The organism is Tateyamaria sp. LSS28, from assembly GCF_059611725.1.
Map to the genome: position 1 here is coordinate 413,477 of NZ_JCAPFI010000001.1, position 26,426 is coordinate 439,902.

The following is a 26,426-nucleotide window of genomic DNA, read 5'->3' on the forward strand; positions in this document are numbered from 1 at the left end:
TGCGCGCCAAACGGCTACCGGCCTATTAAACATGGGGTTTTCGGCGGGCGTCTGGCTTGGCGCAGCAGCTTGTGAAACAATTGAAACACAAGACGCGAAATCTGAAATGGCATTGAAACACTGCTGTCTTAGACAACAGGGATGACGACCGGAATGGCAAACGACCTGGATGATATCGAAAATGCGCAGCACCTTCTGCGCGACGCGGTCGACTCTCTCAAGGAAGGGTTTGCCCTATACGATGAAAACCGACGTCTCGTCATGTTCAATCAACGCTACGCTGAAATGAATAAGGCCGTCGCGCATCTTCTCAAACCCGGTCTGGACTGGGAAATTTTGATGCGCGAGACCGCGCGCCGCGGTATCTACGCCGATGCAGTGGGAAACGAACAGCAATGGCTGTCCGACAGGTTGGTCGGTGGCATCGAATTCATTCAGGACTTCGAACTCAGAGAAACGGATGGGCGGACCTATTTGGTGTCCGTTCATCCCACGCGTTCCGGCGGCTTTGTTGTCACCCGCGAAGATATCACTGCCAAAAAACAAGCCGAAGTCGAGCAGCGCGACGGAGACCTTTTGATCAGGAAGGTGCTGGATGCCAGTGCTGCTGTGGTGACCATGGCGCGCATTGGTGACGGGCAAATCCTCTATCGCAGCCCTGCTGCACTTCATCTTTTTGGCCCTAGTAAATCTGCGCGCGAACACTATGCCCGCCCCGAAGAACGCGCAGACTTTGTCACCGAGCTTTTGGCAGACGGGCGCGTGGATAATTTTAAACTGGATCTGCGGAATGCTGATGGACACATCTTTCCCGCGTCCATTTCTTCGCAACTGATAGATTTCAAGGGCGAGGAAGTCATTGTCACGAGCATTATTGATCTCACAGTCCAAAAAGAGGCTGACGCGCTGATCCGGCAGGTGATGGAGGCTTATCCTGCTGCCATCAACATGACGCATGCAGAAACGGGGGAGGTTTTGTTTTCGACGCCTGAGCTCAAAGCGCTGTTCGGGCCCGCCGACAACTCGCGATCCTACTACGCAGACCCGACCGAACGTGAACGCTACCTCAAGGACCTGCGACAGGCTGGCATGCTCAAGGACCGGCGCATGGAGTTTGTTGACGCGCATGGTCGTAAGTTTTGGGGTGCGGATTCCTCACGTCTCATTGAGTTCAACGGCGAAGAGGTCATTGTTTCGAATACACGCGATCTGACAGATGAGTTGGCGCTTTCAGAAGAGCTGTCGAGACAGCGGGAATTGCTCTTTCAGAATGAAAAGATGTCCGCGCTCGGCGAATTGCTTGCCGGTGTCGCACATGAGTTGAACAATCCCTTGTCCGTTGTTGTCGGCCATTCGCTGATGCTCAAAGAAGAGATCACGGACCCCGGCCTAGTGACGAGGATCGACAAGATCGGAACCGCCGCCGAGCGGTGCGCGAAGATCGTCAAGACATTCCTCGCGATGGCGCGCCAGCAGCCAAGCAAGATTGAATCGGTTGATGTTGCGAGCGTGATTGAAACCGCCGCGGATGTTGTCGGCTATGGCAGCGTGTCAGGTGGCATCCGCATTACACGCAACATCCCCGACGGTGTGCCTCCCATTGCCGCCGATGCTGATCAGATTACGCAGGTCATCATCAATCTGTTCATCAATGCTGAACAGGCATGGGCTTCCTCGGGAAGCGGCGACCACATTGACGTGTCGGCCTTGTTCAAGTCGGACACAGGTGTGGTCGAAGTGATCGTTCACGACAACGGCCCCGGCATTCCCGAGGCTATACGAGCGCGTATTTTCGAGCCGTTTTTCACAACCAAAGAGGTCGGCGAAGGAACAGGTATCGGTCTGGCGTTCTGTCATCGGATCATCCTGTCGCATGGCGGGCAGATCGAATTGGACCAGACGCGCACGTCCGGTACATGTTTTCGCATCATGCTCCCCGTAGCCAAAAGTGATGATGTGCAAACGGATGAACCCGCCAACCAGATCAGTGCGCCGGCGGACATGAGAGCCTTGATCGTGGATGATGAGGTTGAGGTTGGCGAGTTGAATGCTGAAATTCTGAGGAAAGAAGGCTTCGCCGTTGACTTTGTTTCGTCGGGCGAGGAAGCGCTCGAACGTCTCCGTGCAACTGAATATGATGTTTTCCTAAGCGACTTGAACATGCCCGGCGTCGATGGACGCCAGATATACGCGGCGTTGAAAGCGCATTTTCCCGAGATGTTGAGCCGGACCGCATACATCACTGGTGACACGATGGGACAAAGCTCGCTTGGTTTACTTCGAGACTCCGGTCTTCCGCACCTGGAAAAACCCGTGTCACCAGCAGAACTCAGAGAACTCGTTCACAGGCTGCTGACCGATCACAAAGGACCGACGGATGGATAGTCAGGGAGCGCATATCCTGGTGTGCGACGATGAGATCGACTTGCGGGAAATGCTCCAGGAATACCTAGGAAAACGTGGCTACAAGGTGTCTGGTGCCGCGGGCGGTGACGAATTGCGGGACGTTCTTTCCGTCAGTCCGGTGGATGTCATTATCATGGATATCAACATGCCCCGCGAAGATGGCCTTTCCATTCTAAGGTCTTTGCGACCGAACGACACGACACCCGTCATCATGCTCACAGCAGCTGGTGACGTCATTGATCGTATCATTGGCCTTGAGATGGGAGCGGATGATTACCTTGGCAAACCCGTGGATCTGCGCGAACTGGAGGCCCGGATCAAGGCGATCCTGCGCCGCGAAGCCATCAGTGGCGGTGCAGCAGCCACAAAAACCGACATCCACCGCGCAGTGTTCGGCGAATATGTCCTCGACAAGGACGCCGCCAAGCTGCTCGCACCAGACGGGACGGAAGTCCAGTTGACCGCGATGGAGTACAGCCTGCTCAAGGTTTTCGCTGAGAACAAAGGACGTGTTTTGAATCGGGATCAGCTCTTGGAGCAAGCGCATGATCGGTCCTGGGATCCCTTTGACCGCAGCATTGATATCCGTATCTCGCGGCTACGCCGAAAACTGGAAACCAATCCAGAAAAACCCAAGATCATCAGAACCGTGCGCGGCATTGGATACGTCTACGACCCTGATTGAGTTCCCGTATGCAACAATGGGTAACGCGAACCACAGCGTTCACCGATACTCAGTGGAACGAGGCGCCATCCGTCTACCGTTCGGGTTCTTGATAGATGCGGCATCTACCGTTTCTGGCCATCGCAACGGGAGCGCGGTCCTCGCCACAAACGCAGCATGTCTGGGTCGTGCCCAATGTCGCCTATGGGCCTCTCATTCAATGACATGCGTTGCGTTTGGCAATCACGGCCTCAATAGTCCTCACCGGCATAGCGATTGGGTTGACCAACGGCTTCCGTGCTTCTGATGAAGTCGGCCCAATCTGCTCCCGGCCGCCAGATGCTTTCCATGTTTTCCATCGCCTTGGGCACAGTTAACCCAAAGCCATCGATTGCATAGCGATAGAAAAATGCACTCACCCGCGCATTGTAGATGCAATGGACATGAATATTAGCGTTTGGATGAGCAGCGAGTGCCTCTTTGAAGGCCTGGTAATCCGCATCCGTTGGATTCTCGAAATCGACCGGGATGTATATGTATGCCATGCCCAGTTCCGCCACCGTGCCACGTTCATCGGTCAGCGCACCTTTGCCATTGTGATGAATGCCCAGGTTTACGATGTGGGTCACACCAAGGGATTTGAGGTCGACCATTTGCGCCTCATCAGGTTGGCCTGACGTCGTGATGCGCATATCGATGCGCCTCCAGTTTAGGATGTGTGTTAGGTCAGTCATTGTGGCCTCCTCCTGTCAGGCTTGCAGGTCTGCACAAACAGCGTGGGCTTTGGTGAAACGCTTTGTAGACGCAGGAAACCTTGCCAGTTTGTCGATAGGGCGCACCGGGCGTGGTACGAAGTTTCCGCCGCAGTTCGGGCAGAGGTTGGCAAATCTTTTCTCGGCGCACTCCGCACAAAACGTACATTCGAAAGAGCATATGCGTGCGTCCTTCGAATCCGCCGGTAGGTCCTTGTCGCAGCATTCGCAATTTGGTTTTAGGATCAACATATCAACGTCTCCAGATCGTGTGACCGTAGACTATCCGCTCTGTCTTTGGCAGAAATGCCAACATGACCGCAAAAACTGCCAAATTGAATTCACCAACGAACGACCCGAGGTTGGTCGTCTTTGTCGTGTACCCGGATGTCGTTCTGTTGGATCTGGTCGGCCCACTTCAAGTCTTCTCTCATGCCCCAGATTCTCTGACTCAACGCAATGGCTACGAGTGCGTGGTTGTATCTGTCGACGGCGGTCTCATCGAGACGAACACGGTTGTCTCCATTCCAAGCGAGCCCATCTCATGTCTCTTGAACCGCTCAGTACACACGCTGGTTGTCGTGGGTGGTGATGGAGCCATTCCCGGTATGCGCGATCCGAAACTGGTCGCAGCGATCAAGGCACTTGGCGAAAGAGCGCAGCGTGTCTGTTCCGTTTGTTCCGGCGCATTGGTCCTTGCGGCGACTGGGCTGCTGGACGGGCGGCGCGCCGTCACGCATTGGGACGACTGTAGGATGCTCGCAGACGAGTTCCCCAAAGTGCAGGTCGAGCTTGACCCTATCTTCGTCAAGGATGGTCGAGTTTGGACATCGGCCGGGATCACGGCAGGCATCGATATGGCGCTGGCGATCGTGTCCGAGGACTTGGGGCGCGATTCAGCTTTGAGCATGGCCCGCTCAATGGTGGCTCAAATGGTTCGTTCAGGTGGCCAATCGCAATATAGCCCAGCACTTGGCCGACAGGTCAGTGATGGCCTCGGACGTTTCGAGGCATTGCATGCGTGGATGTCGGAAAATCTAGGCGCGGAGTTGTCCGTTGACTCACTGGCATCAAAGGCTGGAATGAGCGCCCGTAACTTTGCTCGTGTTTATTCCAAAGTAATGGGTAAGACGCCAGCGAAGGCGGTTGAGGCGATGCGGATAGAAAGAGCGCAGGATTTGCTGGAGACATCCTCCAAGAGTTTGAAGCAGATCGCCACGCTGAGTGGGTTCAAGGAAGAAGACCGTATGCGATGTGCCTTCCTGCGAGTGTTGAGAGTAACACCGTCGGAATATCTCCAGAACTTCCGGTCTGCGTAGCCTTGGTACCAAGTTTGCTGATGGCTCTGGACATTGGGGTGATCGCTCTGGCGAAGCCGAGCCGCAGCGTCGAGAACTATGGCCGATGTTCTGATTGGCCCGAGACTTCGTTGCGCCAACCCCCCCCACGACCAAGACGGCGCTTGTGGCGCGAACTCCACCGCATTTGGCCAAGTGCAACAGGAACAAGACGGAGGTTAGCTCTTTAAGGTGGCTTCTGCCAGAAAGCTGGGAGCTTTTGCGCTAGATTTGGTCCTGGTTTGGGTTGCCGCGGAGCCGGATTTTTCTTTGCATCTCGTCGATAGCACCTCCCATATTGAGCCGCGAACTGTGCCGGATTTATACCATTGTTTTTCACGTGTTCCCGTACAGATGCTGCAAATTCCGGCATGAGATAAGGCGTTCTTCGACGCAACAATATCTGTTTATTGGTATTTTTGGCGACCCCGGCAGGATTCGAACCTGCAACCTGCCCCTTAGGAGGGGGCTGCTCTATCCAGTTGAGCCACGGGGCCTTGCGTGACTCAACTACTGTTTCGAACGCGCCTTGTCACCCGTTTCAATAGGCTCCGGGTTGTCCAAATGCTTGAATCTTGTTCAGTTTTAAAGGTAACTCAAGGGAAGCATAGAAAGGACCGTCCTTGACTGATCGCCCTGCCCGCCCGCTGACGCTGCGCGATGTATCCGCTGCGTCTGGCGTGTCCGAAATGACTGTCAGCCGTGTGTTGCGCAACAGGGGCGATGTGTCTGAAACGACACGGAAAAAAGTGCTCGCGGCGGCAAAGACACTTGGCTATGTCCCAAATCAGATCGCTGGATCGCTGGCCTCTCAACACGTCAACCTCGTAGCGGTCATTATCCCCTCGCTCAGCAACATGGTGTTCCCCGAAGTTTTGACCGGTATCAACCAGGTCCTGGAAGACACCCCGTTGCAGCCCGTATTCGGCGTCACCGACTACATGCGCGACAAGGAAGAGCGCGTGCTGTACGAGATGCTGTCCTGGCGTCCTTCGGGCGTGATCATTGCGGGATTGGAGCATTCGGATTCGGCGCAGGCTATGCTGCGCAACGCTGGTATCCCAGTGGTCGAGATCATGGATACCGATGGCAACCCAGTCGACAACATGGTCGGCATTTCGCACCGGCAGGCCGGGTTGGACATCGCCAAAGCCATCCTGAAACAGGGGTATTCGCGCATCGGTTTCATGGGTACGTCCATGCCGCGCGACCACCGTGCGCGCAAACGGTTCGAAGGACTCACGGAGGGCCTCGCCAAAGCTGGGATTGAGATTGAAGCACGCGATTTCTACGAAGGCGGGTCTGCGCTGGCTAAGGGGCGCGAGATGACCAAAGCCATGCTGGATGCGAACCCGGACCTCGATTTCCTGTACTACTCCAATGACATGATTGGGGCGGGCGGGCTGCTTTACCTGTTGGACGAAGGGATCGATGTGCCCGGACAGATTGGTCTGGCGGGCTTCAATGGCGTTGAGTTGTTGCAAGGGCTTCCACGCCAATTGGCAACCACGGACGCCTGCCGCCTTGAGATTGGGCGCGCTGCAGCCGAGATCATTCGTGATCGGAATGCCGAAGGGGCCGATCCGGCACCCAAGCACATCACGCTGACGCCAACCATCTCTTATGGCGATACATTGCGCCGCGCATTGCGGACGTGACGCCGTTCACGCTGACCAACACTCAGTCAAGGCGTGTCTTTCTGGATCGTCACGCCCTTTCTGACACGCCAGGCGGGCCGGCGCATGGGGATGCCCTGCTTGATCTGATCACGCGGCTTGGATTTGTTCAGCTCGACAGCATCAACACAGTTGCGCGTGCGCATGATCTGATCCTGTTCACTCGTAAGCCGAGATACCGGCCGAAGAACCTGAGAAATCTGTACGAACGCGACCGTAGCCTCTTCGAACACTGGACACACGATGCAGCGGTCATCCCCGCGTCGTTCTATCCTTACTGGCACCTGCGACGCGAACGGGACTCTGCCCGCCTGCGCGAACGGTGGAGCGAATGGCGGCGCGACGGGTTCGAGGCCAAATTTCAGCCTGTTCTGGACCAGATTCGAGAGCAGGGCCCTTGCTGCTCGGGCGATGTGGGAGAGGGCGAAAAACGTGGATCCGGTGGTTGGTGGGATTGGCATCCGTCCAAGACAGCCCTTGAATACCTCTGGCGCAGCGGGGCCTTGCAAGTCGTCAAGCGCGAAGGATTTCAGAAGTACTATGACCTGACTGAACGGGTGCTGGATACCCGCACCATCGGTAATGCCCCGGATACCGAAGAAACCGTCGACTGGTGTTGCCGCGAGGCGTTGGACCGGCTGGGTTTTGCTACGCATGGTGAGTTGGCCGCATTCTGGGATCACATCAGCCCGGCAGAGGCAAAGGACTGGTGCATATCGGCGCTTGCCTCGGGGCGGATCATAGAAGTGCATGTGACCGGCGTGGATGGGTCAACCCGTCCAGCATATGCGTGGCCCACACTGCCTGACGACCCATCCTTGGAACAGGTTCCCACATCGCGGCTGCGTGTCCTCAGCCCGTTTGATCCTGCCTTGCGCGACCGAAAACGGGCTGAGCGCCTGTTCGGTTTCGCTTACCGGATCGAGATCTTCGTGCCTGAGCCCAAGCGGACCTATGGCTATTACGTCTTTCCGCTGATGGAAGGTGATCGCATTGTGGGGCGGGTCGATATGAAGGCGCATCGTACCGACGATGTCCTGCGCGTGCGTGCGCTGTGGCCGGAACGCAAAGTGCGTTGGGGCAAGGGACGGCAAGCCGCGTTCGAGGCGGAGCTGGACCGCGTCATCAAGCTGGCGGGTGTCAGTCAGATTGCCTTTGACGACGGCTGGCTCCGCACGGCGCTTTAGCGTTGCGCCCAAGGATGAAGCCTCTACCTTGCACGCCATGACAACCCTGAGCGCATACAGCCCCAAAGTCCGTTCTGTCGGACTTGATGGAGTGCTTGTGACCTTCGGCGACACGGCCACGGACGAGGCAAACCGCGCCGCCATCGCCTTTCGCGGCGCAGTGGATGCACAGGGCTGGCCGGAGGTGTCCGAAAGCAGCAGCACACTGGTATCAGCCTTCTTTAGAATTGACCTCGCCGAACATCGGTTCCAAGCAATCTTGGATCGGCTACAGGGTATTCTAGCCACACGGGATTGGTTCGCAGCGGCGTTGCCTGAAGGGCGCGCCTTGTGGACCGTTCCGGCGGTGTTCGGCGGCGCGCGGGCGCCGCAATTTGACGAAGCAGCCGAAGCAGCCGGGCTGAGCGCGAAGGATGCACTGCGCGACCTGACCACGACCCGGCTGCGTGTCCTGACGCTCGGGTTTGCCCCGGGCCAGCCCTATCTCGGTACGCTGGACGACGCCTGGAACATTCCGCGGCAAAAGGAATTGACGTTGAATGTCCCTGCCGGGGCGCTGGTGGCGGCCGTCCGCCAGATATGCCTGTTTGCCAAGGACACACCAACAGGGTGGCGGCACGTTGGGCAGTCGGCCTTTGCCTGTTTCCGTCCCCGCGGGGACACGCCTTTTCCCCTGACACCGGGGGACGAAGTTCAGTTTACAGACATCTCAGCCACCGAGCTGTCCCGCATCGAAGACACCGTGACAGACGGGTCAGGCGGGGCGATCCGCACGGAGTTGGCGTGATGATTGCTCTGCATGTCCACCAAGTCGGTCCGGGTGTTGCGGTACAGGACCTTGGCCGCACTGGATTTCTGTCCAAGGGGCTGACACGCGGAGGTGCCACAGACAGGTTGGCCGTGCATGAGGGGGCCGCGCTGCTGCGTCAAAGCCCTGAACTTGCCGTTTTGGAAATGGTTGGGACCGGTGGCACATTCGAGGCGACCGAGGACATGCGCATTGCTCTGACCGGGGCAGAGATGACGGCACATGTTGACGGGGCTGCGGTTGCCTGGAACGCCAGCCATGCACTTGCGAAATCAAGCGTTCTGACCATCGGTCCGACACGCACGGGGACCTATGGATACCTGCATGTCGGCGGTGGTTTTAAAACTGAACAGATGCTTGGATCACGCGCGACGCACCAGTCGTGCGGCTTGGGCGAACTGGTCACCGCGGGTGATGTGTTGCCGATAGGGTTGGATCGCGGCGGAGACGTTGGCCTTACAATGCCCCGGGACACCCGTTTTGACGGCGGTGCGATACGTATCGTTCCCAGCATGCAAACGTCTGATTTTGCAAAAGAAACACGAGAGAAATTCGAAGCGACCACGTTTCGCCGTGACCCGCGCGCCAATCGCCAAGGTATTCGCATGGACAGTGACGGCAACGGGTTCGCCACACCCAAGGCACTGAGCATCGTGAGCGAGGTCATTGTGCCGGGTGACATCCAGATCACGGGTGACGGCACCCCGTTTGTCTTGATGGCGGAAAGTCAGACGACCGGGGGCTATCCGCGTATCGGGACGGTCATGCCTTGCGATCTGCCCCGGGTGGCGCAAGCCCCTGCGGGCGCTGCCTTGCAGTTCCAGTTTGTGAGCCTCGAAGATGGCGCTGCAATCGAGGCGCGCGCGCGCGCAACATGGGCTTCGTTGCCCAAGGCCGTGACACCCTTGGTGCGGGACCCGGCGACGTTACAAGACTTGTTGAGCTACCAGTTGATCGGCGGCGTCGTGTCCGCCACCGACGCCCCATTGGACAGAGGATAAGGATATGGAAGTCGACCTGAACGCTGATATGGGCGAAAGCTTTGGCCCCTGGAAAATGGGCGATGACGCGGCTCTTTTGAACACTGTCACATCGGCCAATATTGCCTGCGGGGCGCATGCGGGTGACCCGGATGTGATGGCGACGACCATGAGCATTGCGCTTGAACAGGGTGTCGGCATCGGGTCGCATCCCGGCTTTGCTGACATTCAGGGGTTCGGACGGCGACGCATTGATATGCCTCTGAAATCGCTTCAGAATTCCATCCGATGCCAAGTGGGCGCGACGCTGGGCATGGCCAACGCGCTGGGGGCGCAAGTGCGTCACATCAAGCTTCACGGTGCGTTGGGCAACATGACATCCGAGGACGAGGACATGGCCCGCGCCTGTTACGAGGCCGCGCTGTCCGCACATCCAGGCGCCATCATCATGGTGCTGGCCGCAACAGCCCAAGAGCGTGCGGCACGGTCAATCGGGGCGACATTCGCTTGCGAGATCTTTGCCGACCGCGCCTATAATGACGACGCTACGCTGGTAGACCGCCGCAAGCCTGGCGCCATCATCCATGATGCTGAAATCGCAGGCAAAAGGATGGTCGAGATGGTGAAGGCGCAGGCCATCATCACCGACAGCGGCAAGCGGATCGAGACGTCCATCGACACCATTTGCTGCCATGGGGACACACCCGAAGCGGTCGAAATCGCAGCGTCAGTCCGCCGGACGCTGGAGGCGGAAGGGATCACCGTGAAGGCCTTTGACGGGCGGACGGGGTAACGTACGCGCAACACCTATGCATCGGTATGCCGCCGCAACGCGGCAGGAACGCGTCAATGCCATGAAAACAAGGGGGATGGGTGATGCACCGGGTGTGCACCCCCTGTACACCCCCCGTACACCGCCGCAGCGCAGAAATAGCGAAACCGGGCTGGTTAACGCATCGAACGGTCCAATTCGGAAACAGATCATTAACGGCACTGCGCGCCCGTAAGGCGCACCGGTGGTGCGCCCCGCACGTCAAACCAGCTCGGAATCCGTCATAATCTCGACCAGGGCCGGGCCATCGACATCCAGCGCCTTTTGCAAGGCCGCTTCGATGGCATCAGACGACACGACCTTTTCCCCATGCGCCCCGCAGATCTTGGCGAAAGCCGCGAAAGACGGATTGTGCAGGGATGTTTCCCATACCGGCCATTCACCGGATTTCTGTTCCTTGGTGATCTTGCCCAGCTCGCCGTTGTGCAGCAGCACGTGGGTGATATCCATTCCGTATTTGACCGCTGTGGTCAGTTCCATTGCGTATTGGCCGAACCCACCGTCGCCCGAAATCGAGATGATCTTGCGGCCCTTGAGCCAGTCAAAGTCCTGCGTGGCCGCCCACGCGCCCATGGCTGCGGGAAAGCCGAAGCCGATGGAGCCAAGGTAGCCGGACATCAGCACGCGCTGCCCCTTGGTTTCGAAGTAGCGCCCAAAGGAGTAAGTGTTGTTGCCCACATCCACGGCGATGATCGCATCAGCTGGCGCCACGCGCGACAATGCGTCGAATATGGCGAAGGCATGGATGCCCTTGGCTGTTTCCTCCTCCATACGGTTACGTTTCTCCTTGCGCCAAATATCCCAGCGTTCAGCGAGTTCAGTCACCTGATCAGCCGCGTCAGCAGGACGTACCAGATGCGGAGCAACGGCCGCACAGAATTCACCAATCTCGGACCAGATGGGCAGATCGACCGGGTGGAACTTACCAAGCTGCATGCGTTCGAAATCAACCTGGATGATGGGTTTCGACGGCTCAATCCCCGTGTGGTTCGAGAAGGAGGTTCCGAGGGTCAGGATCAGGTCCGCTTCGTTCATGAACCACGACGCAATTGGCGTGCCGGATCGGCCCAGAACACCCGCAGCATTGGGGTGACTGTCCGGCAGCAGTCCTTTGCCCTTAAACGTCGTCAGCACCGGGGCGCCAAGGGTTTCGGCCAGCTTGGTGATCGCCTCCATATGATCCCACGCACCGTGACCGATCACAAAGATCGGGCGCTTGGCCGCGTTCAGCAGGTTCAGCGCATCGGCGACATCTGCATCCGATGGCTTGACGACGGCGCGACCCATGCGCCCGTCGGGCTTGGATGCGGGCGCGTCGGATGGGTTGGTCTGCATGTCATCGGGGAAGATCAGGTGGGCCACGTCGCGTTCGACCAGCGCATTCTTCATCGCCAGCGACACCAGTTCGGCGTGTTTTGAGGTGCTCAGCACTGTCTGGCTGAACCTGCTAACCGCGTCAAAGGCCGAGGACAGGTCGATATCCTGAAACGCACCGGGGCCAAAGACCTGCGTTTGCACCTGACCTGTCAGTGCGAGCACGGGCGCGCGGTCGACCTTGGCGTCCCACAGACCTGTCAGCAAGTTCGTGGCGCCGGGCCCAGCGATGGTCAGGCACCCCGCCGGATGACCCGTCAGCTTGCCATAGGCGGATGCGGCGAACGCGGCGGACCCTTCGTGGCGGATGCCCACATATTTCATCTCACCCGCTTCGACCCGCATTCGGATCGCATCCGCCAGCCCAAGGTTTGAATGACCCACCATGCCAAAGACGTGTTTCAGGCCCCAGTTGACCATGCTTTCGGCCATCTGATCGCTGACCGTGCGTACATGCGGCGGTTCTGGTTCGAGACCCACAAATATCTCATCCCCCTCGATCTTGAGCGGGTACAGTTTCTGGCCCGTATCCTCGTGTCCGCCAGGAGGGGCACCGGTAAGCGGATCAAAGTCCCAACCGTGCCATGGGCAACGGATCCAGCATTTACCGCCCTCTCCGCGCTCAATCGATCCTTCGCCCAGCGGTCCGCGCTGATGCGGACAGTGATTGTCCATCGCTGCCCACTGCCCATCGAAATGGGAAAGGCAAATAGAGACTGTGCGTGCGGTGACCGTCTTCACCCGCCCTTCGGGCAAGTCGGTTGTCTGCCCAACCCGGATCCAATCAAGCGTTTCAGTCATGCTATCCCTCCAACCGGCGCGATCAGGTCGATCCATTGCCGTATGCTTGGTCAGGCTGACACAGAAACGTTTTGGGATCACATCACATTTTTTCCCGCATCGTCGTCAAAGGCTGCGGGCGACCAATGTGCCAATGGTCGCTTCGAACCGGCTGGCGTCCTGTGCGGCCCGCGCAACGATCTGCGCCCCTTCCACCTGCGCCATGGCAGCGTGAGCTTCGGCGCGCGGGTCAGACACATGTCGTAGGGTGCCATCGGCCTGCCCAAGGCGGAAAACCGTCTCTAGCCATGCTATGACATCGCCGTGGAACGCGGCAAGTTCGGCGAGGCTTGCCTTTGGAAGGGCCGTTTGTGTCACGGATAGCGCAACGCACAAGCACAGGCTGCGCCCGCCATCTGATGCCTGCCGATACAGATTCAGGAACTGCAACAGGCGTGCGCTGGCCATGGGTTCTGCTGCCGAGATGGCGTGGAGCTTGTCCATGAACACGGCCCGGTAACGTTCCATTAGTGCGAAGGACAGATCGGCTTTGGCCGGGAAGTGGTAGTGCACTGATGCCTTTCGGATTCCCGCGCTGTTGGCGAGGTCTGCGAAGCTGAATCCGTCAAACCCGCGCCGCCGCGCAAACTCTTCCGCTTGGTCCAATAACGCGTTGCGTGTATCCATTTGCCTACCTTTTGGTCAGCACGGTTATTAATATATTTCTTTGATCCAAGAAAGCAATGAGGCTATCAACCTTGCAGAACTGAAATGTTTGCCTACCTAATGGAAGGTAACCGCAATGGAGACCGAGTATGGAACTGAATGCTGACTTCACGCAGCCCGTGCGCGTCCTGGACGCAGACAATCCTTGGCGAGCTTCACCTTCAGCGGGGGTCGAGCGGAAAATGCTGGATCGCATTGGGGATGAGGTGGCGCGTGCAACAACCATTGTGCGCTTTGCCCCCGGCAGCGCCTTTGCCCCGCATACCCATGACGGAGGCGAGGAATACATCGTGCTTGAAGGTGTGTTTCAGGACGAAGCAGGCGATTTTCCGGTCGGGACCTATGTGCGTAACCCGCCGACATCGCGCCATACCCCCAGTTCAGCACCCGGCGCCACCATCTTTGTCAAGCTGTGGCAGTTCGATCCCGAGGACCGGCACCATGTCAGTATTGACATGAACACAGCGGATACCATGGAGGATCCAGCGCGGGATGGCGTATCCACGGCGACCTTGTTCGAAGATACCAATGAGCTTGTGGCCTTCGAGGTTTGGGCACCGGGTGCATCTCATGCGTTAGATGCCAAGGACGGGGCCGAGGTATTGGTTCTGGACGGAAGCTTGAGTGACGGTGACGCCACCATGGGCGCGCGTGACTGGCTGCGCTTCCCACCCGGCAGCAAGGCCACGTTGAAGGCTGGACCGGAAGGCGCGCAGCTTTGGGTCAAGACGGGCCATCTGCGCCAGATGGTTGACGGGTGACGAGCGCCCTGATCATTGGCGCGGGGCTGGCCGGTTTGACGGCCGCGCTGCGGCTGCGTCAGGCGGGGCATGACGTGACCGTTCTGGAGGCGCGAGACCGCGTTGGCGGGCGGGCCTTGAGCCTTCCAGTTGCGGACGGTGGCATTGATCTTGGCCCGGCTTGGATATGGCCCGCCTATCAGCCACGGATCGTGGCTCTGCTGAAGGAATTAGGCTTATCGACGCTGGCCCAATTCGAAGATGGCGATTTCATCTATGAAACAGCGGCGCAAACGCAGCGCGGGGCGTTTCCCCGGCGCTACAGCGATGCTGCGCGCATTCGTGGTGGAGTGCAACGGCTTGCCGAAAAGCTAGCGGCTGCGCTGCCTGACGGGACCATACGCTTCGGGCAGGTCGTGCGCGCCATTGACCTGACGCATCGCCCGCAGGTCGAGACGGAGAGCGCGACATGGGCCGCCGATATGGTGATCTGTGCAGTGCCCGGACCCATCGTCGCCTCGTGGGACGTGACCCCGGCGTGGGCTCCGGATGTTTCACAGGCGCTAACCCAATGGCCCACATGGATGGCGGCACATGCCAAGCTGGTTGCCCTTTACGACAAACCGTTCTGGCGCGAGGCCGGATTGTCCGGGGGTGCTGTCAGCCATGTAGGCCCGTTGTTCGAAATCGCAGATCAGTCTGATCCCGAGGGCAACGTTTTTGGTCTCTTCGGGTTCGTGGGCGTGGCATTTGATGCGCGGCAAGATCACGAAATCCTGGTGCAGCAATCGCTGGCCCAGCTGTCCCGGCTTTTTGGACCGCAGGCCGCTCGGCCGAGCACGGTCGAGCTTATGGATTGGGCGGCAGAGCCTTTCACCGCGACGCCATTTGACCAAACGCCACCACATGGCCATCCGCCATATGGAGCGCCTGCCTTGTCGCGCCCGGTCTCTGGTCGTCTGATCTTTGCCGGGGCGGAGGTGTCGCAACAGAACGGCGGATTGATCGAAGGCGCGATTGAAACGGGGGAACGGGCGGCTGCGATGGTCAGCAGCGCGTTGGTGAACTAAAGGCGCAGGTCACTGTCCACTATGTCGAATGCGGCCTTCATATCAAACAAAACACCGTTGTCCGTCAAAAGCGCGCGCAAGGGTGCGGGTCCCTGCCCGACCAGATCATCATGCGGCACTGCGAGGATCACCGCGTCGTAATCCGCCTGTCCCGGCAGCTGTGCCAACAGGCCAAGACCGTGTTCCTGCCTCACCTCGTCTGGATCAGCCCAGGGGTCGTAAATATCGGCTTCAAGCCCATAGCTTGTCAGTTCGCCCAGCATATCAACGACCTTGGTGTTGCGGATGTCTGCACAGTTTTGCTTGAACGTGATCCCAAGGATCAGCACCCGTCCCCCATGAACGCGCGCTTCGCGCTTGATCATTGCCTTGACCAAGAGGGAAACCGCATGTTGCGCCATGCCATCGTTGATCTCGCGCGCCATGCGGATGATGTCGGGGATGTGGCCAGCCGAAATCGATTTGTCGATCAGGTAATAGGGATCAACACCGATACAGTGCCCCCCAACCAGCCCGGGCGTGTAGCGGTTGAAGTTCCACTTGGTGGCAGCAGCATCCAGCACGGCGGATGTGTCGATGCCAAGGTGGGAAAAGATGATCGAAAGCTCGTTGATCAGGGCGATGTTTACATCACGCTGGGTGTTTTCGATGACCTTGGCCGCTTCGGCCACGCGGATGGACGGGGCAAGGTGGGTACCTGCCGTGATGATGGAGCCATAGAGCGCGTCAATCGCCTGCCCGGCTTCGGGGGTTGAGCCGGAGGTAACTTTGGTGATCTTGGGCAGCGGGCGATCCTTGTCGCCCGGGTTGATCCGCTCGGGACTGTAGCCCGCGTAGAAGTCGGTGTTGAGGCGCAGGCCAGACACTTCTTCGACCAGCGGCAGGCAGTCTTCCTCGGTCGCGCCGGGATAGACCGTACTCTCGAAAATGACGATGTCGCCACGTTTGATTACCTGCCCAACCGTGCGGGAGGCCGCGAGCAGCGGGGCAAGGTTGGGTTGGCGGTGGCTGTCGATTGGGGTCGGGACGGCAACGATATAGACGTTGCACTCCGCGATGTCGGACAGTGTGGTCGTGTAGGTCAGGTGGGTTGCCTCATGCAGGTCATCCACTTCACCAGTGCTGTCCGTGCCTGCCTGCAATCCCGCGACACGCTCGGCGTTCAGATCGAACCCGATGGTGGGGCGTTGTTTGCCCAGTTCCACGGCGAGCGGCAGGCCGACATAGCCCAGTCCAATTACAGCCACGCGCATCTGGTCGAGGGTTGGCAGGGGAGCTTGGGTCATGGTCTGCGCCTTTGTCTTGCGATCCCCTGCCTAGCGGGCCGGGCGGTACTGCGCAATATAGGCGCGCCGAATGCGGCCAAAGCGCCAGGTCGTGCACAATGCGGTGAGTGGAGCGGCTTGGGGATGTCTTAACCGACAGCGACCAGTTGCCCGGATCCGGCGGCTGATTTGATCGCTTCGATCACCTGAACAGCGCGCAGGCCATCGGCCCCGCTGACAAGTGGCGGGGCATTGCCTTCGATTACTTGCGCAAAATGCTCAATCTGATCCTTCAGCGGGTCTGACAGGGGCAGTGGCACCCGCGTCTGATCAATGGGCGCCCACCAGTCCGGGCCGTCCTTTTGCGTCCACAGGCTGAGATTGGGCAAGGACAGCGCACCCTTCGTTCCCCCAATGAGATAACTGGACTGATCCGTTTTGGGATAGGCTGGGTTTTCACCTGCCGTTAGCTCCCAGCTCCATGGCCCAAGGGCAACGTCGGACAGGTTGACGGTGCCCAGCGCGCCGCTGGCAAAGCGCAGGGTGGCGACGGTCACTTCCTCCGCTTTTGCCCCGCGCACCGCGTTGCTTTCCATCGCCTGCACATGGGTGATTGGGCCACAGAGATACATCAACAGGTCAATGTCGTGGATCAGGTTGATGAACAGCGGCCCTGCCCCCGCCCCCTGCCGCCATGACTGGGCGTAGTAGCTGTCGGGTTTGGGCAGCCAGCAGGTGCCCTGTACCGTCGTCACTGTGCCCAGCGTTCCATCGGCGATGAGCTGGTGCGCTTTGGCGACCAGCGGATTGTGCCGTCTGTGATGGCCAACGAGGATAGGTACTTCGGCGTCTTTGGCCGCTCGAACAACCTGTGCGCCTTCGGCAGCTGTGCCGGTCAAGGGTTTTTCGATCAGTATGGGACAGTTCGCTTCTATCAGCTCCAGAGCCATCGAGGCGTGCAGGTGATTAGGAACTGCCAGAATGACCCCATCAGATTGCGCGGCCAGATCCGAAAGACTGTCGGTGCGCGCCCACGGCACGTGTTCTTTCAACGCCGGATCGAAGACGGCAGAGACCGTGACACCTTGTGCACGTTCGACTGCGTCCAAATGCTGACGCCCGATCAGACCGACACCTGCAACACCAATGCGCATCACGCCTGCCCTGCCGCGACAGTGGCCATGATCCCCCGCAACTCTGCAAGCCCACGCATACGTCCAATCAAGGGGTAGCCCGGCAGGCTGTCACGCTTCCGGTCCATCAGCAATTCCTGACCGTGGTCCGGGCGCATGGGGATGGCATGGTCGCTGCGCCCTTCGGAGCGGCGGCGCGCTTCTTCCTCCATCAGCGCGGCAACGGTTCCAACCATGTCGGTGTCCCCCTCAAGATGTGCCGCTTCGAAGAAACCGGGGCGGTCCGGGTCTGGGGATGGCAGGCGCTTGGTATTGCGCAGATGTGCGAAGTGGATGCGCGGGCCGAGGCGGCGCACGAAGTCAAGCGCGTCGAAGGCTTCGGCGACGCCCAGTGACCCGGTGCACAGCGTCACGCCGTTTGCCTCAAAATTCACTGCATTCAACACGGTCTCATAGTCATCGGTCGAAGACATGACCCGAGGCAGGCCTAGAAGTGAAAAGGGCGGGTCGTCCGGGTGACAGCACAGACGTAGGCCAAGGTGATCCGCCAGCGGGGCAACCTCGGACAGAAAGTCGATCAGGTGGCCGCGCATTTTCTCCGCGTCTATGGCGTCATATGTCGAAAGCCGTTGCTGTACGTCATCCAGAGTCCAACCGTCATTCGCACCGGGTAGCCCGGCAATCACTGTACGGCTGAGCCGCGCCTTGTCTGCGTCATCCATTCGGGCAAAGGCTTCGGTCGCGCTGGCCCGAACAACATCCGAATAGTCATCCAAAGCACCCGGGCGCTTGAGAATGAAGAGGTCAAAGGCTGCGAAATCTGCCAGATCGAACAGCATGGCCGTGCCGCCATGAGGTTGCGCGGCGTGGGTTTGAGTACGTGTCCAATCGAGGATTGGCATGAAGTTGTAGCAGATGGTGCGGATCCCTGCTTGCGCTAGAGCGGTCATGCTGGCCTTGTACGCGTCCAGATGCGCAGCGATGTCGGCGCTTCGTGTCTTGATCGCTTCGGACACCGGCAGGCTTTCCACCACTTCCCATGTGAGGCCAGCAGCCTCGATCATCGCTTTGCGGTCTTGGATCGCTTGCGCGGGCCATTCCTGACCGGGTGCGAACTGGTGCAGCGCGGTGACCACGCCGGTGGCCCCGACCTGCGGAAGGTCGGACAATTGCGTGGGATCATCGGGCCCAAACCAACGCCAGCATTCGATCATGGCTGCCACCCCGCGTGTAGGGTGTGATCCGACTCAAGCGGCAAGGCGGCCCGCGTTCCGTCGCGGTGTGCGGCATAGATCGCGGTGACCAGCTCAATCGAGGCCGTTCCTTCGGCCAGAGTGACCGCCGTGTTTGGAGTGCCGTTCAAAGCCTTGCCCACCTCGGTCAAGAACCCGGCAAAACCGGGCAAGTTACGCGATGCTGTTTCGCATATTGCGTCCACGTCGCTTTGCCGTTCAGGATCTCGCGCCGTAAATTGCCATATGCCCTCTGCGGGTGCGTACGGGTTCGTATGTGACGTTGCAGTCAGGTGCTCATAGACCAGCCGCAACCGGGTTTCATCGGATGCGGCACCAAGGGTGATGCTGCTGGTCGCCAAAGCACCCCCTTCAAGCTCAAAGATCAGGGCGGCAGTATCCTCAGTCTCGATCGGATTGACGAGGGTGCCAAGACGAGCCGCTACCCCAATGATGGGCGCCATGAACGTGCCCAGCAGATCGTGGACGTGGATCGCGTGACCCAGCACCGCGCCGCCCTGCTCACCAGCCCAGGTGCCGCGCCATTGGATCGCGTAGTACTCAGCGTCGCGGTTCCAATGTGTTTCCAGCGAAGCTGCGCGTGGGGCGCCCACGAGACCCGCCACTTGCAGGGCGCGCAGTTGGTCGAACGCGGGACCAAAACGGTACTGAAACACAGGAAACACCGACTTACCCGATGCGGTCGCCGCAGATGAAATGGCGTTGACCTGCTCTAACGACGTTGCCAGTGGCTTTTCGCAGATGACGTGCTTGCCCGCCTCAAGAGCGCCAATCGCAACAGGGGCGTGCAGGTGTGGTGGCAGACAGATGTCGATGACATCGACATCCGCAAACAGCGCATCTTCGATAGAAGAGAGAGGGGTGATCCGATCGCCGCAGAGGGCCGCACTGCGTTCGGCATCCTGATCAACCAGATGCGTCACGACGAACTCTTCAAGCTGATCATAGGCCTCAAGATGCTGCGCGCCGATCCCACCGCCCAGAATTGCCACGCGGATCATGTGACCGACACTTCCGCTATCACCTGCGCCTGCAGTGCAAGTTCCATCACCCTAAAGCAGTGCGCCTGTGTCATCGCGGTTTCGGTCCGGTGTGCGATGTCATGCGCAAGGCGTTCGAAGTACGGCAATCCCGCGTCACGCGCATCCATGGCCTCACATCGGTCACCATTGACCAGAACAAGGTGATCCGTGCCTTCGCGCCCGTTTACATCGACGTATTTGCGCAACTCGATGTATCCGTCGGTGCCAAGCAGGGTCAGGCGCCCATCGCCCCAGGTGGGCAGCGCATCCGGCGTGTACCAATCGACGCGGATATAGCCTGATGCGTGATCCGACCGCAGCGCGACCTCTCCAAAATCCTGCAAACCGGGATCATCCGGATTGGCGTGATTGGCCACATGCGCCATGGTCACCTGCGCCTGATCCGAGCCTGTGAAATGCAGGAACTGGTCAATCTGGTGCGAGGCGATGTCTGACAGTACGCCGCCGTATCTTTCGCGCTGAAAGAACCAGTCAGGGCGTGTGGGGCGGTTCAAGCGATGTGGCCCAAGACCAGTTGTATGGACCACGCGCCCGATCGCCCCGTCTTGCACCAATTGATCGGCCAGGGTGACGCAAGGCACTTCGAACCGCTCCGAGAAGTTGATGGACCAGATGCGCCCGGTTTCAGCCACGCAGGCTTTGATTGCGTTGAGTTGTTCCAGGGATGTGCAGCCGGGTTTGTCCGACATCACATCGTGACCAGTGCGCATCGCATGAATGGCGACGTCGGCACGGTCACCAGGGATATTCGACACCAGCGCAAGGTCAGCCCCAGCCACCAGTGCCGCCTCCAACGTGTCGAACCGATGCAAATCAGGGAACCGCTTTGCATACCCGGCCAACGGTTGTGGATTCCCTTCGGTCCAAAAGCCAAGGCATCGGGCGCCGACGGCCTGCATGTTTTCCGTCATGCCGTAGATATGGCGGTGGTCCAGCCCGAGGGCGACAAAGGTGAGTGTCATTGTGTCACTTCAATCATGGTGGATGTGCGAGCCGCGCGTTCCATCGCGTCGATCACAGCGTGGACATGCAGGGCTTCGGCGGGTGGTACAAGGGGTGCGCGTTTCTCTGCAACAGAGGCGACGAAATCCTCAAGCAATGCCTGATGCCATGCGTGGGTAAAGGCCATCGGATCAGCGCCCCCTCCGGTATCAGCGTCACCGTCGGGGGCAATCGTTTCCGTCTGACCTGAAAGCCAATCGATGCGCAGGCTGTCACCTTCCAGATGCGCGTGTGCCTTCGTGGTGGTGAGTGTGATGCTTTCCGCGCCACCGGGATAAGCGGTTGTGGTGGCATTCAGGACACCAGACGCACCCGAACGGAATGTAAGCAAAGCGGCTGCGATATCCTCGGCCTCCATCCTGTGCAGGGGGCTGGTGCGCATCATGGCCTGCAGTTTTGCGACGGGCCCAGCCAACCACAGTGCCAGATCAAGTGTGTGTATCGCCTGATTGATCATTACACCGCCGCCATCCCGCGCGTAGGTGCCGCGCCCGGGTGCATCATAATACGATTGGTCGCGCCACCACGGGACTCGCATATCCACGTGAACGATATCGCCTAGTTCGCCCGCCTCAATGCGCTGTTTGAGCGTTTGTGCTGCTGCCCGTGTGCGGTGCTGAAAGCAAATGCCCAAGGGCACGTCAGCTTGCGCATACAGGCCGATCACTTCGCACGCGGCGGCCAGCGTACGCTCAACGGGTTTTTCCATAAGCGTTGGGACACGTGACTGCACCAACGCTCGGGCACACTCCATCCGGACACCGGGTGGCGTGATCACGATGGCCATGTCAGGTTTTACGGCCAAGGCAGCTTGCACATCGGTGTATGGCGCCACCCCGTATCCCAGAAGCTGTGACGCCCCGGTGCAGAATGCGGTGGTGCGCGCCTCATCCCGCCCCAGAACGCCTGTCAATCGCGCGCCTGCGTGGTTGTCGCGCAGGGCCAGAAGGTGGGTCTGGGCGACCATCCCGGCGCCAATCATCAAGACGTTCATTTCTGTCCTCCCGATCTGCAGAGTGGCGGCATTTTGGACATGCGCCAAGGGGCATTCGTGCTAGTCTGCGGAAAAAGGAAAGGGGCAGGTATGGCGCTCGAACTGACAGGCAAGGCGGCGGGGATTTATGACGGAATTCGGCAGGCCCCAATCGTGTCGCCACATGGTCATTGTGACCCAGCTTGGTTTGCCAAAAACCAGCCTTTTACCGATCCGGCAGAGCTGCTGGTCATTCCGGATCACTATGTATTTCGGATGCTCTATTCGCAGGGCGTTCCGCTTGAAAAGCTTGGGGTTGGTGTGCCAGCCGAGAAACGCGATCCGCGAGAGGTATTTCGGCTTTTTGCAAAGCACTGGCACTTGTTTCTAGGCACGCCCAGCCAGCTCTGGATTGAATATGTGCTGCGTGAAACGCTGGGCTGTGACCTGTCGTTGAATGCTGACGCGTCGGATACGGTCTATGACCACATTGATGCATGGTTGGCCGACCCAGCCAATCGCCCGCGCGCTCTGTTCGACCGCTTCGGAATCGAGGTTCTGGCAACCACGGACGCAGCGCTTGACCCGCTGACGCATCATCAGACCATCAAAGACAGCGATTGGGGCGGACGGGTGGTGCCGACATTCCGGCCAGATGCGCTGCTGAACCCGAGGGCGCCGGGCTGGGCTTCGGACCTGACGTCACTGGGTGCGATGACCAAGCAGGATACCTCGTCTTACCACGGCTTCCTCGCGGCACTGCGCGAACGGCGCGCCGCGTTCAAAGCGCGAGGCGCAACGGTCACCGATCACGCCATTGAGGTGCCGCAGACCATCTGGCTGGATAACCCCGCTGACACCTACGCTGCACTGGTGTCCGGGGACATGTCACAGGCTGATGCATTTCATGGGCATATGCTGATTGAGATGGCGCAGATGTCGCTGGATGACGGGCTGGTCATGCAGCTGCATGCTGGCAGTCGGCGCAACACCAACCACGCGCTGTTTGAACAGTTCGGACCGGACAAGGGCGCGGACATCCCCATTGCCGTAGATTGGGTGCGTGGCCTTGAACCCCTGTTGAACCGTGTCGGCAATGATCCGAGGCTGACCCTGATCCTGTTCACATTGGATGAAACCACCTATGCTCGCGAACTGGCACCGATGGCTGGGCATTGGCCGTGCCTGCGCATTGGCCCGCCGTGGTGGTTCCATGACAGCGCTGCTGGCATCGCGCGCTACCTTGATCAGGTGGTCGAGACGGCTGGTTACTACAACCTTGCCGGTTTCAATGATGATACCCGAGCTTTCCTCTCCATTCCTGCACGGCATGATCTTTGGCGACGGGCCATTTCGCTGCATTTGGCGGCGCAGATCGAGCGAGGGTATTTCGACGCCAATACCGCCGCAGATCTGGCGCGCCTCCTCGCCACCGATCTGGCCCGCAGCACGTATAGGCTGGACTGACCGATGCCGCATATTCTTCACCTTGGTGTCGGTAATTTCTTTCGCGCACACGCCGCGGCGTACACACAAGACACGCTGGGTTGGCAGATCACAGGAGTCAGCTTTCGCTCACCCGCCATCCGCGATGGATTGGCGGCCCAGAATTACGACTACAGCCTCGTCGTAAAGGATGCAGGTGGTACGTTCATCAAGCCGATCACATGCATGTCTGATATGCTGGTCGCGTCAGAAGGTCCGGTTTCCGTGATCGACGCAGTCGCCTCTGACCAGTTTTCGGTCATCACACTGACAGTAACGGAAAAAGCGTATCATCTGGGTCAGGACGAGCAGCTTGATATGGCTTCAGCCGACATTCAGGCCGATCTGCTATACACGGGCACAACCGTGATCGGTACGCTGACCCGTGGCTTGGCACGGCGCAAGTCGCCCGTCACCGTTCTGTGTTGTGACAACCTGCCTGACAACGGATCGAAGGTGGAGCGCGCTGTTCGGGATTTCGCCGCTGCGGCCAAGCTGAATTTGCCCGACACGATCACATTCCCATCCAGCATGGTTGATCGTATCACCCCGGCCACGACGGACTCCGTCCGGGCCGAGGCGGGCGACAAGATGGCTGTCCCGACTGAAAGCTTTACCGAGTGGGTCATCGAAGATCGCTTTGCCGCCGCGAAACCGGACTGGCCGGGCGTACAATGGGTCGACGACGTTGCCCCGCACGAAATGCGCAAGCTACGTATGCTGAACGGGGCGCATTCATTCCTTGCCTATGCCGGTGCGCTGCGGGGTTACACCTATGTGCACGAGGCCATTGCAGACCCCGAGCTGCGCCACACAACACAAGCCCTAATGCGCGAAGCGGCGGAGACGCTGCCGGACAGTGTTCAAGCACAAGCCGAAGCGTATGCAGACGCCTTGATCAAACGGTTCGAGAACCCCAACCTGCATCATCGGCTACGGCAGATCGCAATGGACGGGAGCCAGAAACTGCCCATCCGCATTCTGGCAACTTTGGAAGACCGGGGCAAATCGCCCAGCCCATCGCTGAAAGCGGCGCTAGACGCCTGGATCGCTTTTGTTCAAGCCGAGGTGGCGGCCGATAGCGCGCTGGACGATCCGAAAGCGGAGGAGCTTGTTACCGCTTGCAAATCTCCAGAACCCGATGCCGCGCTACGCGCCGTGATTGGTGCCTAGCGGGGCAGGATGGCGCCACGATGCGCAATGACGCGTGATGCCAGATCATGACCCGCACGCAGGGCGGCATCTTGAGGCTCCCCAGTCAGCGCCGCCGCCAAATAAGCACCATTGAAGCTGTCGCCTGCCGCTGTTGTATCCACAACCTTGGACGCTGCGGGATAGGTGCCGGAGGTGCCGGTCTCAAGGCAAAGCGGGCCAATTTCTCCGCGCTTCAAAGCACCTGAGCGGCCCAGCGCAAGAAATCGTGCCGTGACCGCATCAGCGGTTTCGCCGGTCAGCTCCATCTCATCATCAATGGAAGGCAGGGCGATGTCGCAAAGCGCCCACATCGCCGCGATCACTTCGCGGGCCGTGTCCTGATCCTCCCAAAGACGCGGTCGGTAGTTGCTGTCAAAAACCAGGCGTCCGCCCCGCTGCCGAAAGCCTTGCAGCCAATCGATCAGGGCGACCCGCGTGGTTGCTGGCATGATCGCTAGCGTAATTGCTGACGTGTAGATCACGTCATAGGGTTCGAGGGCGGAAAAATCCGGGCCCTCAGAAGTTAGAAACACCGAACGTGCTGCGGAGGTATCGCGCCAATAGGTAAAGCTGCGTTCGCCGCTGTCATCGGTCGTGATGGCATAAAGGCCCGGTGTCCCTTCGGGATCACGCTCAACCGCATGGATACCGATATCTTCCGCCTCCATCGCTTCGACGATCCGGTCCGAAAAGGCGTCTGTGCCAAGGCGGGTCACATAGTCGACCTGCAGTTCCGGTGCGTTGCGTTTGAGGTAGATGGCCGTGTTCAACGTGTCGCCGGCCACGCGCACTGCGGCCTCTGCATCATCCATCGACAGCTCAATCATCGCCTCGCCTATGGCCGCAATCTTCATGCCTTGTCCTTTCGTGCCGTGCGCTGCCAGATGATCAAGCCGGAGACAACAATGATCGCTGCGCCAACCAGCGTCCAACCGTCCGGCACATCGCCGAAGACAAGGTAACTTGCAAGCGCCAGATACAGCAGGAAGCTGTAGGTGTAGGGCATCAGTGTATTCGCCGGGGCGTATGCGTGTGCGCGCGAGAAAATCTCGTGCCCCGCCCATCCCCAGATGCCAAGCCCGATCATAAGTGCCCATTGCAGCCACGTGTCAGGCGCGGTCCACACCATCCATGCCAAGGGGGCCAGTGCCACGGCGCCAAAAGCTCCCATCCAGAACTGCATCGTTTCCGCCGCCACTACACCAGAAATCTTGCGCGTGATGATTGAATACAGCGCCAGTGAAAACGCGTTGTAAACGTTGAGGAATGCAATCGCGTGAAAACTCGCGTCAAAGGGCCGGATCACCACCAGCACGCCCGTGAACCCAAGGATGATTGCAAACCACCGCCAAGGGCCTACCCGTTCACCCAGCAAGGGCCAACTGAGGAAACACACGATGATCGGGGCAGAAAACATGATCGACCCGACCACCGTCAGCGGCAGGTAGTTCAGGGTGATGAAGTTAAACAACGTGGCCGACGCCAACAGGAACCCCCGCAGCAGTACCAGCCCCATGTGCGCGGACTGAAAATTCGACCACCGCATGCCCTTGCGCAACAAAAGCGCGGTCGAGATCAGAAAATGCGGAAAATACCGCATGAAAGCGAGTTGGAACGCGGGTAGCCCCGCCAGCAACAGCCACTTCACCGACGTGTCGATGAGCGTAAAGAACGCGTAAGCCCCCAGCGTCATTGCGATGCCGAGGGCGGCGCGATCCTCCGTCGGATGGGCGGCGATCGCCACTC

24 protein-coding genes and 1 tRNA gene are annotated in these 26,426 nt (G+C 59.2%); 12 read left to right on the top strand and 13 right to left on the bottom strand.

The genetic code is table 11. The features are described from left to right. The first annotated feature begins 141 nt into the window (after nt 1-141). Nucleotides 142-2,385 carry an ATP-binding protein gene (locus AC53L6_RS02230; RefSeq protein WP_496906640.1) on the top strand — a complete coding sequence of 748 codons (2,244 nt, stop codon included), beginning with the start codon at nt 142-144 and terminating at the stop codon, nt 2,383-2,385. Then, entirely contained in the window at nt 2,378-3,091 is a 714-nt protein-coding gene (locus tag AC53L6_RS02235) for a response regulator (protein WP_496906641.1), read from the top strand. Before AC53L6_RS02230 ends, AC53L6_RS02235 begins: the two co-directional genes overlap by 8 nt. A gap of 230 nt (nt 3,092-3,321) precedes the next feature. On the opposite strand, the gene AC53L6_RS02240 is transcribed toward AC53L6_RS02235, so the two are convergent. Next, complete coding sequence (locus AC53L6_RS02240; protein WP_299771006.1) at nt 3,322-3,804, bottom strand: protein tyrosine phosphatase family protein; 483 nt, start codon at nt 3,802-3,804, stop codon at nt 3,322-3,324. A gap of 15 nt (nt 3,805-3,819) precedes the next feature. After that, complete coding sequence (locus AC53L6_RS02245; RefSeq protein ID WP_299600052.1) at nt 3,820-4,074, bottom strand: DUF1272 domain-containing protein; 255 nt, start codon at nt 4,072-4,074, stop codon at nt 3,820-3,822. A gap of 62 nt (nt 4,075-4,136) precedes the next feature. On the opposite strand from AC53L6_RS02245, the gene AC53L6_RS02250 reads away from it, so the two are divergent. Continuing rightward, entirely contained in the window at nt 4,137-5,141 is a 1,005-nt protein-coding gene (locus AC53L6_RS02250) for a GlxA family transcriptional regulator (RefSeq protein WP_496906642.1), read from the top strand. A 438-nt stretch (nt 5,142-5,579) separates the two neighbouring features. Here the strand turns inward: AC53L6_RS02250 and AC53L6_RS02255 are convergent. Beyond that, a tRNA-Arg gene (locus AC53L6_RS02255) sits at nt 5,580-5,656 on the bottom strand. 126 nt (nt 5,657-5,782) lie between these two features. Here AC53L6_RS02255 and AC53L6_RS02260 point away from each other — a divergent pair. Genes AC53L6_RS02260 through AC53L6_RS02280 form a run of 5 tightly spaced genes read left to right on the top strand, consistent with a single transcriptional unit; the run spans nt 5,783 to nt 10,603 of the window. After that, on the top strand, nt 5,783-6,817 hold the full coding sequence (locus AC53L6_RS02260; protein ID WP_299209563.1) for a LacI family DNA-binding transcriptional regulator: 1,035 nt from the start codon (nt 5,783-5,785) through the stop codon (nt 6,815-6,817). Next, nucleotides 6,814-8,022, top strand: a complete 1,209-nt coding sequence (locus AC53L6_RS02265) for a winged helix-turn-helix domain-containing protein (RefSeq protein ID WP_299744955.1) — start codon at nt 6,814-6,816, stop codon at nt 8,020-8,022. The genes AC53L6_RS02260 and AC53L6_RS02265 overlap by 4 nt, the downstream gene beginning before the upstream one ends. A 37-nt stretch (nt 8,023-8,059) precedes the next feature. Continuing rightward, nucleotides 8,060-8,809: a 5-oxoprolinase subunit B family protein gene (locus AC53L6_RS02270; RefSeq protein WP_496906643.1), complete on the top strand. Its 750-nt coding sequence runs from the start codon at nt 8,060-8,062 to the stop codon at nt 8,807-8,809. Further along, the gene (locus AC53L6_RS02275) at nt 8,809-9,831 is read left to right on the top strand and encodes a 5-oxoprolinase subunit C family protein (RefSeq protein WP_496906985.1); all 1,023 of its coding nucleotides are present in this window, start codon (nt 8,809-8,811) and stop codon (nt 9,829-9,831) included. The genes AC53L6_RS02270 and AC53L6_RS02275 overlap by 1 nt, the downstream gene beginning before the upstream one ends. Nucleotides 9,832-9,835: 4 nt before the next feature. Beyond that, complete coding sequence (locus tag AC53L6_RS02280; RefSeq protein WP_496906644.1) at nt 9,836-10,603, top strand: LamB/YcsF family protein; 768 nt, start codon at nt 9,836-9,838, stop codon at nt 10,601-10,603. A gap of 240 nt (nt 10,604-10,843) precedes the next feature. Here AC53L6_RS02280 and AC53L6_RS02285 read toward each other — a convergent pair whose 3' ends face one another. Then, nucleotides 10,844-12,817, bottom strand: coding sequence for a thiamine pyrophosphate-dependent enzyme (locus tag AC53L6_RS02285; RefSeq protein ID WP_496906645.1), 1,974 nt, complete (start codon nt 12,815-12,817; stop codon nt 10,844-10,846). A 105-nt stretch (nt 12,818-12,922) separates the two neighbouring features. Continuing rightward, complete coding sequence (locus AC53L6_RS02290; protein ID WP_496906646.1) at nt 12,923-13,483, bottom strand: TetR/AcrR family transcriptional regulator; 561 nt, start codon at nt 13,481-13,483, stop codon at nt 12,923-12,925. A gap of 128 nt (nt 13,484-13,611) precedes the next feature. Here AC53L6_RS02290 and AC53L6_RS02295 point away from each other — a divergent pair, with 128 nt between their 5' ends. Both AC53L6_RS02295 and AC53L6_RS02300 read left to right on the top strand, forming a co-directional pair. Continuing rightward, nucleotides 13,612-14,283, top strand: a complete 672-nt coding sequence (locus AC53L6_RS02295; RefSeq protein WP_496906647.1) for a cupin domain-containing protein — start codon at nt 13,612-13,614, stop codon at nt 14,281-14,283. Continuing rightward, nucleotides 14,280-15,332 (top strand): flavin monoamine oxidase family protein, encoded by a 1,053-nt coding sequence (locus AC53L6_RS02300; protein ID WP_496906648.1) that lies wholly within the window; start codon nt 14,280-14,282, stop codon nt 15,330-15,332. The genes AC53L6_RS02295 and AC53L6_RS02300 overlap by 4 nt, the downstream gene beginning before the upstream one ends. Here AC53L6_RS02300 and AC53L6_RS02305 read toward each other — a convergent pair. The 6 genes from AC53L6_RS02305 to AC53L6_RS02330 all read right to left on the bottom strand — a co-directional run bounded on the left by AC53L6_RS02305 (nt 15,329) and on the right by AC53L6_RS02330 (nt 22,022). Continuing rightward, nucleotides 15,329-16,618: a nucleotide sugar dehydrogenase gene (locus tag AC53L6_RS02305; RefSeq protein WP_496906649.1), complete on the bottom strand. Its 1,290-nt coding sequence runs from the start codon at nt 16,616-16,618 to the stop codon at nt 15,329-15,331. The genes AC53L6_RS02300 and AC53L6_RS02305 overlap by 4 nt on opposite strands. Nucleotides 16,619-16,746: 128 nt before the next feature. Beyond that, nucleotides 16,747-17,751 (bottom strand): Gfo/Idh/MocA family protein, encoded by a 1,005-nt coding sequence (locus AC53L6_RS02310; protein ID WP_496906650.1) that lies wholly within the window; start codon nt 17,749-17,751, stop codon nt 16,747-16,749. Beyond that, complete coding sequence (gene uxuA, locus AC53L6_RS02315) at nt 17,751-18,944, bottom strand: mannonate dehydratase (RefSeq protein ID WP_496906651.1); 1,194 nt, start codon at nt 18,942-18,944, stop codon at nt 17,751-17,753. Before uxuA ends, AC53L6_RS02310 begins: the two co-directional genes overlap by 1 nt. Then, entirely contained in the window at nt 18,941-19,984 is a 1,044-nt protein-coding gene (locus AC53L6_RS02320; protein WP_496906652.1) for a Gfo/Idh/MocA family protein, read from the bottom strand. The genes uxuA and AC53L6_RS02320 overlap by 4 nt, the downstream gene beginning before the upstream one ends. Next, a complete protein-coding gene (locus AC53L6_RS02325; protein WP_496906653.1) occupies nt 19,981-20,988 on the bottom strand; it encodes a Gfo/Idh/MocA family protein in 1,008 nt (335 codons plus the stop codon). Before AC53L6_RS02325 ends, AC53L6_RS02320 begins: the two co-directional genes overlap by 4 nt. Next, nucleotides 20,985-22,022, bottom strand: coding sequence for a Gfo/Idh/MocA family protein (locus AC53L6_RS02330; RefSeq protein ID WP_496906654.1), 1,038 nt, complete (start codon nt 22,020-22,022; stop codon nt 20,985-20,987). The genes AC53L6_RS02325 and AC53L6_RS02330 overlap by 4 nt, the downstream gene beginning before the upstream one ends. A 90-nt stretch (nt 22,023-22,112) precedes the next feature. Between AC53L6_RS02330 and uxaC the strand changes: the two genes are divergently transcribed. After that, entirely contained in the window at nt 22,113-23,468 is a 1,356-nt protein-coding gene (gene uxaC, locus AC53L6_RS02335; protein WP_496906655.1) for a glucuronate isomerase, read from the top strand. A gap of 3 nt (nt 23,469-23,471) precedes the next feature. Further along, nucleotides 23,472-24,659 (top strand): mannitol dehydrogenase family protein, encoded by a 1,188-nt coding sequence (locus AC53L6_RS02340; RefSeq protein ID WP_496906656.1) that lies wholly within the window; start codon nt 23,472-23,474, stop codon nt 24,657-24,659. Here the strand turns inward: AC53L6_RS02340 and AC53L6_RS02345 are convergent. After that, nucleotides 24,656-25,534, bottom strand: coding sequence for a sugar kinase (locus AC53L6_RS02345; RefSeq protein WP_496906657.1), 879 nt, complete (start codon nt 25,532-25,534; stop codon nt 24,656-24,658). The two genes, AC53L6_RS02340 and AC53L6_RS02345, sit on opposite strands and share 4 nt — an antisense overlap. Next, the gene (locus AC53L6_RS02350) at nt 25,531-26,424 is read right to left on the bottom strand and encodes a DMT family transporter (protein ID WP_496906658.1); all 894 of its coding nucleotides are present in this window, start codon (nt 26,422-26,424) and stop codon (nt 25,531-25,533) included. Before AC53L6_RS02350 ends, AC53L6_RS02345 begins: the two co-directional genes overlap by 4 nt. Between the last annotated feature and the right edge of the window lie 2 nt (nt 26,425-26,426).

Coding starts and splice junctions, on each gene's coding strand:
- AC53L6_RS02230 (WP_496906640.1), top strand. CDS start 142: ATGACGACCGGAATGGCAAACGACCTGGATGATATCGAAAATGCGCAG.
- AC53L6_RS02235 (WP_496906641.1), top strand. CDS start 2,378: ATGGATAGTCAGGGAGCGCATATCCTGGTGTGCGACGATGAGATCGAC.
- AC53L6_RS02240 (WP_299771006.1), bottom strand. CDS start 3,804: ATGACTGACCTAACACACATCCTAAACTGGAGGCGCATCGATATGCGC.
- AC53L6_RS02245 (WP_299600052.1), bottom strand. CDS start 4,074: ATGTTGATCCTAAAACCAAATTGCGAATGCTGCGACAAGGACCTACCG.
- AC53L6_RS02250 (WP_496906642.1), top strand. CDS start 4,137: ATGACCGCAAAAACTGCCAAATTGAATTCACCAACGAACGACCCGAGG.
- AC53L6_RS02270 (WP_496906643.1), top strand. CDS start 8,060: ATGACAACCCTGAGCGCATACAGCCCCAAAGTCCGTTCTGTCGGACTT.
- AC53L6_RS02275 (WP_496906985.1), top strand. CDS start 8,809: ATGATTGCTCTGCATGTCCACCAAGTCGGTCCGGGTGTTGCGGTACAG.
- AC53L6_RS02280 (WP_496906644.1), top strand. CDS start 9,836: ATGGAAGTCGACCTGAACGCTGATATGGGCGAAAGCTTTGGCCCCTGG.
- AC53L6_RS02285 (WP_496906645.1), bottom strand. CDS start 12,817: ATGACTGAAACGCTTGATTGGATCCGGGTTGGGCAGACAACCGACTTG.
- AC53L6_RS02290 (WP_496906646.1), bottom strand. CDS start 13,483: ATGGATACACGCAACGCGTTATTGGACCAAGCGGAAGAGTTTGCGCGG.
- AC53L6_RS02295 (WP_496906647.1), top strand. CDS start 13,612: ATGGAACTGAATGCTGACTTCACGCAGCCCGTGCGCGTCCTGGACGCA.
- AC53L6_RS02305 (WP_496906649.1), bottom strand. CDS start 16,618: ATGACCCAAGCTCCCCTGCCAACCCTCGACCAGATGCGCGTGGCTGTA.
- AC53L6_RS02310 (WP_496906650.1), bottom strand. CDS start 17,751: ATGCGCATTGGTGTTGCAGGTGTCGGTCTGATCGGGCGTCAGCATTTG.
- uxuA (WP_496906651.1), bottom strand. CDS start 18,944: ATGATCGAATGCTGGCGTTGGTTTGGGCCCGATGATCCCACGCAATTG.
- AC53L6_RS02320 (WP_496906652.1), bottom strand. CDS start 19,984: ATGATCCGCGTGGCAATTCTGGGCGGTGGGATCGGCGCGCAGCATCTT.
- AC53L6_RS02325 (WP_496906653.1), bottom strand. CDS start 20,988: ATGACACTCACCTTTGTCGCCCTCGGGCTGGACCACCGCCATATCTAC.
- AC53L6_RS02330 (WP_496906654.1), bottom strand. CDS start 22,022: ATGAACGTCTTGATGATTGGCGCCGGGATGGTCGCCCAGACCCACCTT.
- uxaC (WP_496906655.1), top strand. CDS start 22,113: ATGGCGCTCGAACTGACAGGCAAGGCGGCGGGGATTTATGACGGAATT.
- AC53L6_RS02340 (WP_496906656.1), top strand. CDS start 23,472: ATGCCGCATATTCTTCACCTTGGTGTCGGTAATTTCTTTCGCGCACAC.
- AC53L6_RS02345 (WP_496906657.1), bottom strand. CDS start 25,534: ATGAAGATTGCGGCCATAGGCGAGGCGATGATTGAGCTGTCGATGGAT.